This window comes from Streptomyces sp. NTH33 (genome assembly GCF_003236365.1).
GTDB lineage: Bacteria > Actinomycetota > Actinomycetes > Streptomycetales > Streptomycetaceae > Streptomyces.
Window position 1 is genome coordinate 1 of sequence record NZ_POTZ01000225.1, and the last position, 11,384, is coordinate 11,384.

Below are 11,384 nucleotides of genomic sequence, written 5' to 3' on the forward strand. Positions count from 1 at the left end.
CTCCGGGGGCGGCGCAGTCCTGGCCGACACGGTCAACGCCACCTCTTCGTCGATCAACTCATCCAGCAAAAGCGGTCATAGCATCACAAGACATCTGCATAGGGTTCAAGCACCACATACTGACGTGTTGAGGGGCGAAATGGCGCGCAAGACGCGGAAAGGTCCCGCCCCATTCCGGTGCGGGACCGACCGTGCGGCCGTACGGCCGTACGGCTGAGGAATCCGTGGCCGTCAGAACTCGTAGTCGGCGATCACCCACGTGGCGAATTCCCGCCACTGGGCGACGCCCGCCTGGTGGGCCGGGTGCTCCAGGTACCGGCGCAGGGCGTCGGTGTCCTCGACCGCCGAGTTGATCGCGAAGTCGTAGGCGATGGGCCGGTCGCTGACGTTCCAGCCGCACTCCCAGAAGCGCAGCTCGTCGATCTGGCCGCCGAGGGAGCGGAAGGCCTCCGCGCCCGCCACGACGCGCGGGTCGTCGCGCTCGACGCCCTCGTCCAGCTTGAAGAGGACCAGGTGGCGGATCATCACTCTCCCCTGCTGGCGACCCACGTCATGAAGTCGCCGATGGCCTTGGCGGCGTCCGAGATGCCCTCGAACCCTATCCGGACGTAGTCCGTCGCCCCGTCCGGGTCGGTGATGATCACGTACAGCGCGAAGGCCACGAGCACATAGACGACGATCTTCTTGGCGTTCATCGCCATCGCGGTCTCCCCCTGTCGCTGGTTGCCCAGTCGTCGGCTGCCCTGGCGCGGGCCTGCCTTGCCGAAGATCCGTACCGGGCCGAGCGCTGTAGATGATCGCACGAAGGGCCCCGTCCTGTGGACGGGGCCCTTCTCGAGCGGTAGCGGAGGGATTTGAACCCTCGGTGACTTGCGCCACACTCGCTTTCGAGGCGAGCTCCTTCGGCCGCTCGGACACGCTACCGAGGGAGACCTTACAGCACAGGCGGCCGTGGACCGAAATCCGTTTTTGGCCGGCCGGACGAGCGGACGACCGGACGGGCCCCGGGGTTCAGCGGCCGCGGAAGAAGTCGGTGAGCAGCGCGGCGCACTCGTCGGCGAGGACGCCCTCGATCACCTCGGGCCGGTGGTTGAGCCGCCGGTCCCGTACGACGTCCCACAGGGAGCCGGCGGCGCCCGCCTTCTCGTCGCGGGCGCCGTAGACCACCCGGTCCACGCGGGACAGGACGATCGCGCCGGCGCACATCGTGCACGGCTCCAGCGTGACCACCAGTGTGCAGCCGGACAGCCGCCACTGCCCGGTCCTCGCGGCGGCCCGCCGGATGGCGAGGACCTCCGCGTGGGCGGTCGGGTCGCCGGTGGCCTCGCGCTCGTTGTGGCCGGCGCCGAGCACGGTCGTACCGTCGCCGGACAGCACGACGGCGCCGACGGGGACGTCCCCGCCCCGGACGGCCTGCCCGGCCTCGTCCAGGGCGAGCCGCATCGCGGCCCGCCAGCGGTCGCGCACCGGGTCCGGGATCCCGGCCGCCTCCGGCGTCCTGCTCGTGCCCGGCGCGCCCGGCCCGGTCAGCGGACGGTCTCCAGGACCTCCGAGGCGCCCAGGGCGTCGGCGATCGCGCTCAGCGCGTCCTCCGCGTCCAGGGTGCGCAGCTCCTTCGCGCTGACGCCCAGGTCGTCGAGGATCTCGCCGTCGCCCAGCGGGCTGTGCGTGATGGTTTCGGCGGACGACGGCTCCTCGTCGTCCTCGGCGGACGCCGGTTCACCGTCCTCCGTGCCGTCGAGGTCGAGGGAGTCCAGGTCGGGGCCGTCGTCGCCGGGTTCCCGGCCGAGCAGTTCGTCGGTGAGCAGGATCTCGCCGTACGAACTGCGGGCAGCGGCGGCGGCGTCGGAGACGTAGATACGAGGGTCGTCCTCGCCGTCCACGCGGACGACGCCGAACCACGCGTCCTCCTGCTCGATCAGGACGAGCACCGTGTCGTCGTCGGCCGAGGCTTCCCGGGCCAGGTCGGCCAGGTCGGACAGCGTCTCCACGTCGTCGAGCTCTGTGTCGCTCGCTTCCCACCCGTCTTCGGTGCGCGCGAGCAGTGCGGCGAAGTACACCGTGACTCTCCCACTGGTCATAGGTGTGCCGGTCGGGGGTCCCCCCGGCGGAGGTTCTGGGCGGAGAGAGCTGGGCTCCGAGCCCCGCCCACTCGGAATCGTGGCAGAAACAATGCCTTCAGGGGACGTCTTCGCCTCCCTGTGTCCGGCGGTTTCGTCGGTACGTCGGTGAAGGACTCATCAGCACAGTCGTTGCCGCCGCACCCGGATCGTACGCGGGTTTCCCCCGGCGTCCACGCACGTCCACCGCCCGGGCGTCCGCGCGGGTGTCGCTCTTCCCGCGTGTCCTTCGCGTGACCTTTGCGCGTGTCCCGCCTACCAGCGGAACGTGCGCATGCGCAGGGCGCGCCGCAGCCGGGCGGTCTTGGCGCGGCGGGGCTGGACACGGTCGCGCAGGGCACGTGCCTCGGCGAGTTCGCGCAGGAAGAGGGCTCGTCGGCGCCGGCGCTCGCTGTCGGTCTCAGGTATGTCCGTCTTCTCCGGCTGTGCGTGCGGTGACGGATTCTTGCGGGATTCCCGGTCAGGCATTGGTTCACACTCCAGTCCGTCCCTCCCACTTTCCCTCGGGCAGGGGCTTGATGCCACAACGGCGCACGGTGGCGGGAAGCGGCCGAGGGGGAGGGGCACCGGAGCGGCGACGGCAGGGGGCGGGCGGATCCGGGGCCCGGTTACTGTTGGCACATGCGTCTCCACGTCGTCGACCACCCCCTGGTCGCCCACAAGCTCACCACGCTGCGCGACCGGCGCACCGACTCCGCGACCTTCCGCCGGCTCGCCGACGAACTGGTCACCCTGCTCGCCTACGAGGCGACGCGGGACGTGCGCACCGAGCAGGTCGACATCGACACGCCGGTCGCCCGGACCACCGGCGTCAAGCTCGCCCGCCCGCGGCCCCTGGTGGTGCCGATCCTGCGGGCCGGGCTCGGCATGCTGGACGGCATGGTCCGGCTGCTGCCGACCGCCGAGGTGGGCTTCCTCGGCATGATCCGCAACGAGGAGACGCTGCAGGCCTCGACGTACGCCACGCGCATGCCGGAGGACCTCTCCGGCCGCCAGGTCTACGTCCTCGACCCGATGCTCGCCACCGGCGGCACCCTGGTCGCGGCGATACAGGAGCTGATCAAACGCGGCGCCGACGACGTGACCGCGGTGGTGCTCCTGGCCGCCCCCGAGGGCGTCGCCGTCATGGAACGCGACCTGGCGGGCACCCCGGTGACCGTCGTGACGGCGTCGGTCGACGAACGCCTCGACGAGCAGGGCTACATCGTCCCGGGCCTGGGAGACGCGGGCGACCGGATGTACGGGGCGGCGGACTAGGGCCCGCCCGGCGCCGCAGGGCCTGCCCGCCTGCGCGGGCAGCGAAGTGGTACGGCGCTCGGTCCGCCCTTTTCGCAAGGGGACCGAGCGCCTTCTGTACGCAGCCGTACGGCCGCTCAGCAGCTCTTCTTCGTCGTGTCGGCCGCCGGCCGCGGGGCGTTCAGGTCGGCCAGGGCCTTCTCGGCGGCCGCCTGCTGGGTCAGCCCCTTGAAGCCGGTGCCGATGATCAGGTCGACCTCCGCGCCCTTGCGGGCGTCGGCACGGCTCTCGGCGCCGGCGAGCTGGGTGGCGAGGACGGGCAGCGAGGTGTTCATCGAGGAGGTCCGGCCGAGGAGGATCCCGGCGCCCCCGACCTTCTTGTCGAACTCCTTGGTCGCGTTGCCCACCTGGCCGATGCGGAAGCCGCGCTTCTTCAGCTCGTCCGCGGTCTGCTTGGCCAGGCCGCTGCGGGGCGTGGCGTTGAGGACGTTGACGGTGATCTGACCCGGCTCGGGCAGCGCACGGGCCGGGCTCGCCGCCGACGGACTCGCCGTGGGCGCCGCCTTCGTCGAGCAGTCCTTCTTGGTGCCGGCCGCCGAGGCCCTCTCGCCGCCGCCGGTGAAGACGTCGATGAGCTGCAGCGTGCCCCAGCCGAACACACCGAGCACCGCGACGGAGGCGACGGCGAGGAACACGAGCCTGCCGCGCCGCCGGGGCCTGCGCATCCGCGGGTACGTGTTCCCCGTGATCCGGTACTTCCCGCCCATGCCGGGGGGAGTCAGCATGCTCATGGGCGCAGCGTAGTGCGCACGAGCGGTGATTCCTACCAGATGATCATTCGATACCGCGCAGGAGAACCCAAAAGGTCCAAGCCGTTACCGAACGGCGACCCGGACGGCTCAGTCCAGCTCGAGCACGCGTGCGTGCAGCACCTGGCGCTGCTGGAGCGCCGCCCGCACCGCGCGGTGGAGGCCGTCCTCCAGATACAGGTCGCCCTGCCACTTCACGACGTGCGCGAAGAGGTCGCCGTAGAACGTCGAGTCCTCCGCGAGCAGGGTCTCCAGGTCGAGCTGCTGCTTGGTGGTCACGAGCTGATCGAGGCGGACCGGGCGCGGCGCGACGTCCGCCCACTGCCGGGTGCTCTCCCGGCCGTGGTCGGGGTACGGCCGGCCGTTTCCGATGCGCTTGAAGATCACACGGAAAGCCTACCGGCCGAGAGCTTCCGGGCGCAGCCCGGCCACCGGAGTGCGACGCTGGAAATGCCGCAGCAAACCGGGCGATTCGGGAACAGGGGCCTGAGATGAGTGACAGCGAGACCGTGCCCGGAGCCGCCGCCCGCGAGGCTCCGGGGAGCGCCCCGGCGCTCCCGCGGAAGGCCCTGGGGATCGCCTCCGGATACGCCTTCGCCGGACCCGCCCTGGACCTGGGCGCCCTGATCTGGGACGGGCACTGCCTGCCCGACGCGCGGATCCGCATCCCCCTGCCGATGCTGAACCGCCACGGTCTGGTCGCGGGCGCCACCGGCACCGGCAAGACCAAGACGCTGCAGCTGATCGCCGAGCAGCTCTCGGCGCAGGGCGTGCCGGTCTTCCTCGCGGACGTCAAGGGGGACCTGTCCGGGATCTCGGAGCCGGGCGCGGCGGACGACCGTGTCCGGTCCCGGGCCGCCGAGGTGCACCAGCGGTGGACGCCGGCCGGTTTCCCCGCCGAGTTCTACGCCCTGGGCGGCATGGGCCACGGCGTTCCGCTGCGGGCGACCGTCACCAGCTTCGGCCCGCTGCTGCTGTCCAAGGTGCTCCGGCTCAACCAGACGCAGGAGCAGTCCCTCGGCCTGGTCTTCCACTACGCCGACACCAAGGGCCTGGAGCTGATCGACCTCAAGGACCTCAGGGCGGTCGTCGCCTTCCTGACCTCCGACGAGGGCAAGCAGGAGCTGAGGGACATCGGCGGCCTCTCGGCCGCCACCGCCGGGGTGATCCTGCGGTCCCTCACCGCCCTCGAGGCGCAGGGCATGGCGGACTTCTTCGGCGAACCGGAGTTCGACACCGGCGAGTTCCTGCGCACGGCCGGCGACGGCCGCGGGGTCGTCTCCGTCCTCGAACTGCCCGCCGTCCAGGACAAGCCGCAGCTCTTCTCCACCTTCCTGATGTGGCTGCTCGCCGACCTCTTCCACGACCTGCCGGAGGTCGGCGACGCGGACCGGCCGAAGCTGGTGTTCTTCTTCGACGAGGCGCATCTGCTGTTCAGCGACGCGTCCAGGGCGTTCCTGGAGTCGATCACGCAGACCGTGCGGCTCATTCGCTCGAAAGGGGTCGGCGTCTTCTTCGTCACCCAGTCCCCGAAGGACGTGCCCGCCGACGTACTGGGCCAGTTGGGCAACCGGGTCCAGCACGCGCTGCGCGCCTTCACCCCCGACGACCAGAAGGCCCTGAAGGCCACGGTGCGGACCTTCCCCGACTCCGCCTACGACCTGGAGGAGGTCCTCACCGGCCTCGGCACCGGCGAGGCGGTGGTGACGGTGCTGAGCGAGAGGGGAGCACCGACCCCGGTCGCGGCGACCCGGCTGCGGGCGCCCGAGTCCCTGATGGGCCCGGTCGACGGGGCGGCCCTGGACCGTGCGGTGCAGAGGTCCTCCCTGTACGACCGTTATGCACAGGCTGTGGACCGCGAGTCGGCGTACGAGAAACTCACCGAGGCGCGGGCCGCCCGGGCCGGGGAGACGGCGGCCGCGGAGCCGAAGGGCGCCCGGGCGCCCCGCGGCCGGCAGCGTGCGGGCGAGGAGCCGTCGGTCGTCGAACAGGTCGTCAGCAGCGGCGTGTTCAAGTCCCTGGCCCGGTCCGTGGGCACCCAGCTCGGCCGTGAGATCACCCGGTCCCTCTTCGGCACGACCCGCAGGAGGCGGTGAGCGGCCCCGCCCGTGGTCACACGGTGCTCGGGATGCGTTCGGCGTGCCCGCGGACGCGGAACGCGGTGACGATCTCGATGACGCCGACCACCACCAGCCACCAGCCGGCGACCAGGGTGAGGACGGCGACCGACCGCAGCGGCGAGACGATCAGGACGATCCCGGCGGCGAAGGTGAGGATGCCGAGGAAGATCTGCCAGCCGCGCGCGGGCGCGTCGCGGTGGTGGACGGCGGCGATCGTCTGTGTGATGCCGCGGATCAGCCAGCCGATGCCGATCCACAGCGCGAGCAGCAGGATCGACTGCAGGGCGCCGCGGAAGCAGAACAGACCCAGCAGGATCGACAGGGCGCCGCTGACGAAGGCCAGCACGCGCAGCGAGGTCGTCGCGTGGGTGCCGAAGGCGGAGACCAGCTGGAGTACGCCGCTGACCAGGAGGTAGACGCCGAAGAGGATCCCGGCGGCGAGCAGGGAGGGGCCCGGCCAGAGCAGCACCAGGATGCCCAGGACCAGGGTGGCCACGCCGGCGGCGAGGACGGCCTGCCAGGCGGCGCGGGAGATGAGGCGCAGCGGTCCTTCCAGCGGTTCTTCCGGCGGTTCGCGGTGCGGTGGCGGTGTCGTTCCCGCGTGTCGTGGGTCACGCGCGGCGTGGACGCGGCGGTCGTCGTACCCGGGCTCCTGGGGGCCCGCGCTCGGTGGCTCGGTCATGGTCCATGCTGGGAACGCACGCGCGCGTGCCGCCACCGGGGACCGGCCACTCGGCTGACGCCGACGGGGAAGCCGACGGGGAAAGGGCCGCGGGTCACTCGCGGGGCTCGGTCCCGGCCGCCCCGGCAGCCGTCTGCGTCTCCTGCTCGTACGCCCGCACCCTCGCCAGTGACTCGGGCCCCGTGATGTCGGCGACGGACCGGAAGGACTTCTCCTCGCCGTACGCCCCCGCCGCCTCCCGCCACCCGGCAGGCCGCACACCGAGCTGCTTGCCGAGCAGCGCGAGGAGGACCTGCGCCTTCCGCCGGTCGAACCCGGGCAGCTCCTCCAGCCGTCGCAGCAGTTCCTGCCCGCTGCCGACGTTCCGCCAGATCGCCTCGGGGTCACCGCCGTAGTGCTCGACGAGGTGGTGGCACAGCTGCTGGATCAGTTTGGCCATGGGCCCCGGGTGGCGGTGCACGACCGGCTTGTCCGACAGGAGCCGGACGAAGGTCTCCGGCTCGAAGGCCACGATCTCGTGCGCGTCCAGGTCGTCGGTGCCCATGCGCCGGGCGATCGTCTCCGGTCCCTTGAACGCCCACTCCGTCGGGATCCGCCGGTCCAGCACCATCCCGACCAGCACGGCGAGCGGACTGCGGCCGAGAAGCGCGTCGGCCTCGGGGTCCTGGGCGAGGTGCAGAGTGACGTCCATCCCCCGATGGTCACCCACCGCGGCGCGCGGCGCACGGTGCGGCCGGGCGGGGTTTTTGCGATCCCGGTGAACAAAGGGCCGTCCTCTTCCGTACCTCTCCGGAAGCCGGCAAGTTCCAAGACGGAGAAGTGACGTGACCGTACGGCGACCACTTCGGGTGCTGACGCTGCTCGGCGCCGTACTGGCCCTCCTCCTGCTCGGCGGAGCCGGTCCCGCCTTCGCCCACGCGGACCTGCGCGGGGCCGACCCCGCCGACGGAACCGTCCTGAAGTCGGCGCCCCGCACGATCACGCTGACCTACTCCGAGTCCGTCGCCCTGCTCGACGACTCCTTCCGCCTGTTCGACCCCGAGGGCCGGCGGGTGAAGACGGGGCAGCCGCGGCACGCGACGGACCGGTCGGACACGGCCCGGGTGACGTTTCCGGACGGGCTGGGCGAGGGCACCTTCACCGTGGCGTGGCGGGTGATCTCGGCGGACAGCCACCCGGTCTCCGGCGCCTTCACCTTCTCCGTGGGGAAGCCCTCCCCGACGCCACCCGCGATCGACACGGGGCCCGACCAGCACCCCGTGACCGGCAGCCTCTACGACCTCGGCCGCTACACCGCCTACGGCGCCGCCGCCCTGCTCATCGGCATGGTCGCCTTCATCCTGCTGTGCCGTCCGCCGGACCCCCGCCCGCTGCGCGGGCCGCTGGTCGCGAGCTGGTGGGCGGCGCTGGCGTCCACCCTCGTCCTGCTGGTGCTGCGGGCTCCCTACGAGACCGGAACCGGCCCGGCGTCGGCCTTCGACCTCACGGCCGTCTCCCGCACCCTGAGCAGCCGCCCCGGCCTGGTCCTGATGGCCCGCCTGGCCCTGCTCGCGCCGGTGGCCGTCCTCCTCGTACGGCTCTTCCGGCGCCGGCCGGGCCAGGAGCCCGCGCGCGCGACCCCGGCGGCGGGCGCCGCCCTCGCCCTCGCCCTGGCGCTGACCCTGGCGGCGTCCGAGCACGCCTCGGCCGGCATCCAGGTCCCGGTGGCGATGACGTCCTCGGTGCTGCACGTGCTGGCGATGGGGGTCTGGCTGGGCGGGCTGACGGCCCTCCTCACGATCCTGCAGCGCGTGACGGAGGGCGAGCCCCGAACGGAGGCCCCGGACGGCGACGGCCCCGCGCTGACGGCGGCCGTGGCCCGCTTCTCCCGGATCGCCTCCGGCGCCGTCACCGCCCTCGTGGTCACCGGGGTCTACCAGTCCTGGCGCGGCCTCGGCTCCTGGAGCACGCTCACCGGCACCGCGTACGGCCGGCTGCTGCTGGTCAAGGTGGCGGCGGTGGTGCTGATGCTGGCCGGGGCGAGCCTCTCGCGGCGCTGGACGGCGCGGCTGGTGACGGTGGACGGGGAGGCCGCCGTACGGGCCGGGAAGCCGCGGGCGGTGGCACGCGAGCGGATCCCGGAACCGGCGATCCCGGAACCGGCGGGCGGGACGCGGCTTCCCGAGGCGATCGAAGCCGAGGCGGAGGAAGCCGGGACGGAGGAAGCCGGGACGGAGGAAGCCGAGGCGGAGGAAGCCGCGCCCTCGTCGGCGTCCGACGCCTGCCGTCGTGCCCTGCGCCGCTCGGTCCTGGCCGAGGTCGCCGTGGGCATCGCGGTGCTGGTCGTCACCACGATGCTGGTCAGCACCCTCCCGGGCCGCGTGGTCGCCACGGCGGACGAGGCCACGCCCGTGGCGGGGGCGCCGGGCGCCTCCCTCACGATGATCCCGTTCGACGTCGGCACCCCGGGCGGCCGCGGCACGGTACAGGTCACGCTGGTGCCGGGCCGCGTCGGCCAGAACGCGGTGGAGGCCGTGGTCTACGGCCCCGACGGCGGCCTGAGCAGCGTTCCCGAGCTGCGCCTGTCCCTGTCCCTGCCCGCACGGAAGATCGGCCCGATCGACGCGAAGCTCATCAAAAGGGGCGGCTACTGGGGCACCGACACCCTCAACCTCCCGATCGCCGGCGACTGGACGATGAAGGCGACGGTGCGGGTGTCGGAGATCGACCAGGCGAGCGCGGAGCGGAAGATCCGGATCCTGCGCTAGTCGGCGGACGCGGGGCGTGGAGCGCGGGACGCGGAAGACCGGCCGTCGAGCAGCGAGCGCATCCGCTCGGCGGCCCGGACCGCCGCGTCGCCGCAGCAGTTGTTGAACAGTACGTGGAGCCGCTCGACGCTCCCGGCGAGGGAGCGCAGCCGCGGCACCCACTCCTCGAGCTCGTGGCCGGCGTACTCGTACCGGAACCGTTCCTCCTTGCTGCCGGTCCCCCATGCGGGGCTGCGCCCGTGGAAGCGCACGACGGACAGCCGCGGTGAGGTGACGGGTGTGACCGGTGGGACGGAGGAGGGCAGCGTCCGCACCATGTCGACGCCGACGGCGGTGAAGCCGTACCGGCGCAGCAGCGCGGCGCTCGCGTCCGCCTGTTCCTCCCGCCACCACGCGGGGTGCCGGAACTCCACCGCGACGGGCCAGCTCGCGGTCCGCTCGGCGCACTGAGCCAGGAACGCCTCGGCCCGCGCGCCCGGCCGGAACCACGGCGGGAACTGGAACAGCACGGAGCCCAGCCGTCCGCCGCGCCGCAACGGCCCGATCCCCTCGGCGAACCGCGCCCACACGGCGTCGAGGAACTTCGCGTCGCGGGGGTCGTACGGCGTGCCGCGCAACTCCCCGGGCAGCGCGGCAGGCCGGGTCGGGTGCCCGGTGAGCAGCGAGAACGCCTTCACGTCGAAGACGAAGTCCTCCGGGGTCCGCTCGACCCAGAGCCGGCTGTTGCGCTCACTGGGAAGGGCGTAGTAACTGGAGTCGACCTCGACGACCGGGAACCGCGTGGCGTAGTACCGCAGCCGGCCCTCGGCACCGCGTGACCCCGCCGGATACCAGCCGCTGCGCACCAGCGCCGGGTCCGTCCACGAACACGTACCGACCAGGATCTCGCCCATGGCGGGCGGTTACCCCCGACCAGCGCAACGTCACCGTGCGAGCCGACGGCAACACAGCCCCGAACGGTCGAATTCCTTCACCCGTTTGCCGCGCATCCGGGGAAAGGTGGGCGGCGTTAGTCGGGATATGACCAAGACAACCAGGGAAGGGCACTGGGGTCTGCTCACGGGGCGGGAGCGGGAGAACACGAGCGCCGCCGCACAGGCGGTGCCGCTGGGTCCCTATACCTACCTTCCCGCCCCGGTGCACTCTTCGGCCGCCGTCAATGGCACCCTGACCAGAGGCGATCGCCCGGTCGCGCTGAAGGTGACCGAGCCCCTGCTGCGGGATTTCCTGGATGCGATGAGCACACTGGAAGCCGACCTCGCCCGCCGCTGGGTCGGTTCGGGTGCCCGGTCCGCTTTCTCGGGAGCGGAACAGTCGACTGCGTGATGTATGACGAACGTATTGACCGCCGTTCGGTGAATTCCACCGGCCGTTCGACTGATTATTCAGGTGATCAGGACCCCTGGGGCTATTCGGGTCACCCGGGCTTCTCCGGTCACTCGCGCCGCCCGGACGGGTACCAGGAGGCCGGCACGGGCCGCCACCGGGCTCCGACGGAGTTCTTCTCGTCCCCCCTGGTGCCGCCGGACGAGGCCTGGGACCCCGCCGAGGAACTGGCCTTCATGCTCCAGGACGCGATGCAGGAGCACCGGCAGGAGTACGGGCCGACCGCCCCCACCGTCCGGGGCGAGGCACCGGTCCCCGCCGAGCCCGCCCCGGACGGTGGGGGC

Annotated in this window: 14 protein-coding genes, 1 tRNA gene and 1 pseudogene; 5 read left to right on the forward strand and 11 right to left on the reverse strand. The window is 72.3% G+C overall.

Annotation, left to right across the window (positions count from 1 at the left end; all coding sequences use genetic code 11):
- Window positions 1-231: 231 nt before the first annotated feature.
- The 6 genes from C1I97_RS21075 to C1I97_RS21095 all read right to left on the reverse strand — a co-directional run bounded on the left by C1I97_RS21075 (window position 232) and on the right by C1I97_RS21095 (window position 2,588).
- Window positions 232-525, reverse strand: coding sequence for a Dabb family protein (locus C1I97_RS21075; protein WP_111004779.1), 294 nt, complete (start codon window positions 523-525; stop codon window positions 232-234).
- Window positions 525-803, reverse strand: a complete 279-nt coding sequence (locus C1I97_RS39300; RefSeq protein ID WP_146608252.1) for a hypothetical protein — start codon at window positions 801-803, stop codon at window positions 525-527. The genes C1I97_RS21075 and C1I97_RS39300 overlap by 1 nt, the downstream gene beginning before the upstream one ends.
- A gap of 36 nt (window positions 804-839) precedes the next feature.
- Window positions 840-924, reverse strand: a tRNA-Ser gene (locus tag C1I97_RS21080).
- A gap of 87 nt (window positions 925-1,011) precedes the next feature.
- On the reverse strand, window positions 1,012-1,443 hold the full coding sequence (gene tadA, locus C1I97_RS21085; protein ID WP_258382668.1) for a tRNA adenosine(34) deaminase TadA: 432 nt from the start codon (window positions 1,441-1,443) through the stop codon (window positions 1,012-1,014).
- An 83-nt stretch (window positions 1,444-1,526) separates the two neighbouring features.
- Window positions 1,527-2,060: a tRNA adenosine deaminase-associated protein gene (locus C1I97_RS21090; protein WP_111004781.1), complete on the reverse strand. Its 534-nt coding sequence runs from the start codon at window positions 2,058-2,060 to the stop codon at window positions 1,527-1,529.
- Window positions 2,061-2,375: 315 nt separating this feature from the next.
- Window positions 2,376-2,588, reverse strand: a complete 213-nt coding sequence (locus C1I97_RS21095; RefSeq protein ID WP_111004782.1) for a hypothetical protein — start codon at window positions 2,586-2,588, stop codon at window positions 2,376-2,378.
- 153 nt (window positions 2,589-2,741) lie between these two features.
- On the opposite strand from C1I97_RS21095, the gene upp reads away from it, so the two are divergent.
- A complete protein-coding gene (gene upp / locus C1I97_RS21100; RefSeq protein ID WP_111004783.1) occupies window positions 2,742-3,377 on the forward strand; it encodes a uracil phosphoribosyltransferase in 636 nt (211 codons plus the stop codon).
- 116 nt (window positions 3,378-3,493) lie between these two features.
- On the opposite strand, the gene C1I97_RS21105 is transcribed toward upp, so the two are convergent.
- Window positions 3,494-4,123, reverse strand: a complete 630-nt coding sequence (locus tag C1I97_RS21105) for a LytR C-terminal domain-containing protein (protein ID WP_111004784.1) — start codon at window positions 4,121-4,123, stop codon at window positions 3,494-3,496.
- Window positions 4,124-4,255: 132 nt separating this feature from the next.
- Window positions 4,256-4,552 carry a type II toxin-antitoxin system VapB family antitoxin gene (locus C1I97_RS21110; RefSeq protein WP_004943146.1) on the reverse strand — a complete coding sequence of 99 codons (297 nt, stop codon included), beginning with the start codon at window positions 4,550-4,552 and terminating at the stop codon, window positions 4,256-4,258.
- Window positions 4,553-4,656: 104 nt separating this feature from the next.
- On the opposite strand from C1I97_RS21110, the gene C1I97_RS21115 reads away from it, so the two are divergent.
- A complete protein-coding gene (locus C1I97_RS21115; protein WP_111004785.1) occupies window positions 4,657-6,261 on the forward strand; it encodes a helicase HerA-like domain-containing protein in 1,605 nt (534 codons plus the stop codon).
- 16 nt (window positions 6,262-6,277) lie between these two features.
- Here the strand turns inward: C1I97_RS21115 and C1I97_RS21120 are convergent, their stop codons facing one another.
- Window positions 6,278-6,967, reverse strand: a complete 690-nt coding sequence (locus C1I97_RS21120; RefSeq protein ID WP_111004786.1) for an HdeD family acid-resistance protein — start codon at window positions 6,965-6,967, stop codon at window positions 6,278-6,280.
- Between the two features lie 94 nt (window positions 6,968-7,061).
- Window positions 7,062-7,658 (reverse strand): HhH-GPD-type base excision DNA repair protein, encoded by a 597-nt coding sequence (locus C1I97_RS21125; RefSeq protein ID WP_111004787.1) that lies wholly within the window; start codon window positions 7,656-7,658, stop codon window positions 7,062-7,064.
- 133 nt (window positions 7,659-7,791) lie between these two features.
- Between C1I97_RS21125 and C1I97_RS21130 the strand changes: the two genes are divergently transcribed.
- Window positions 7,792-9,714 (forward strand): copper resistance CopC/CopD family protein, encoded by a 1,923-nt coding sequence (locus C1I97_RS21130; protein ID WP_181446828.1) that lies wholly within the window; start codon window positions 7,792-7,794, stop codon window positions 9,712-9,714.
- Here the strand turns inward: C1I97_RS21130 and C1I97_RS21135 are convergent.
- Complete coding sequence (locus tag C1I97_RS21135; protein ID WP_111004788.1) at window positions 9,711-10,607, reverse strand: DUF72 domain-containing protein; 897 nt, start codon at window positions 10,605-10,607, stop codon at window positions 9,711-9,713. The two genes, C1I97_RS21130 and C1I97_RS21135, sit on opposite strands and share 4 nt — an antisense overlap.
- A gap of 127 nt (window positions 10,608-10,734) precedes the next feature.
- On the opposite strand from C1I97_RS21135, the gene C1I97_RS21140 reads away from it, so the two are divergent.
- Complete coding sequence (locus C1I97_RS21140) at window positions 10,735-11,040, forward strand: hypothetical protein (RefSeq protein WP_258382667.1); 306 nt, start codon at window positions 10,735-10,737, stop codon at window positions 11,038-11,040.
- Window positions 11,041-11,069: 29 nt separating this feature from the next.
- Window positions 11,070-11,384 (forward strand): annotated as a pseudogene (locus C1I97_RS39305) (hypothetical protein); the annotation flags it as partial.

Excerpts from the sequence above, each read along its gene's own strand:
- C1I97_RS21105 (WP_111004784.1), bottom strand. The coding sequence starts at position 4,123 with ATGGGCGGGAAGTACCGGATCACGGGGAACACGTACCCGCGGATGCGC.
- C1I97_RS21115 (WP_111004785.1), top strand. The coding sequence starts at position 4,657 with ATGAGTGACAGCGAGACCGTGCCCGGAGCCGCCGCCCGCGAGGCTCCG.
- upp (WP_111004783.1), top strand. The coding sequence starts at position 2,742 with ATGCGTCTCCACGTCGTCGACCACCCCCTGGTCGCCCACAAGCTCACC.
- C1I97_RS21095 (WP_111004782.1), bottom strand. The coding sequence starts at position 2,588 with ATGCCTGACCGGGAATCCCGCAAGAATCCGTCACCGCACGCACAGCCG.
- tadA (WP_258382668.1), bottom strand. The coding sequence starts at position 1,443 with ATGCGGCTCGCCCTGGACGAGGCCGGGCAGGCCGTCCGGGGCGGGGAC.
- C1I97_RS21120 (WP_111004786.1), bottom strand. The coding sequence starts at position 6,967 with ATGACCGAGCCACCGAGCGCGGGCCCCCAGGAGCCCGGGTACGACGAC.
- C1I97_RS21125 (WP_111004787.1), bottom strand. The coding sequence starts at position 7,658 with ATGGACGTCACTCTGCACCTCGCCCAGGACCCCGAGGCCGACGCGCTT.
- C1I97_RS21140 (WP_258382667.1), top strand. The coding sequence starts at position 10,735 with ATGACCAAGACAACCAGGGAAGGGCACTGGGGTCTGCTCACGGGGCGG.
- C1I97_RS21075 (WP_111004779.1), bottom strand. The coding sequence starts at position 525 with ATGATCCGCCACCTGGTCCTCTTCAAGCTGGACGAGGGCGTCGAGCGC.
- C1I97_RS21135 (WP_111004788.1), bottom strand. The coding sequence starts at position 10,607 with ATGGGCGAGATCCTGGTCGGTACGTGTTCGTGGACGGACCCGGCGCTG.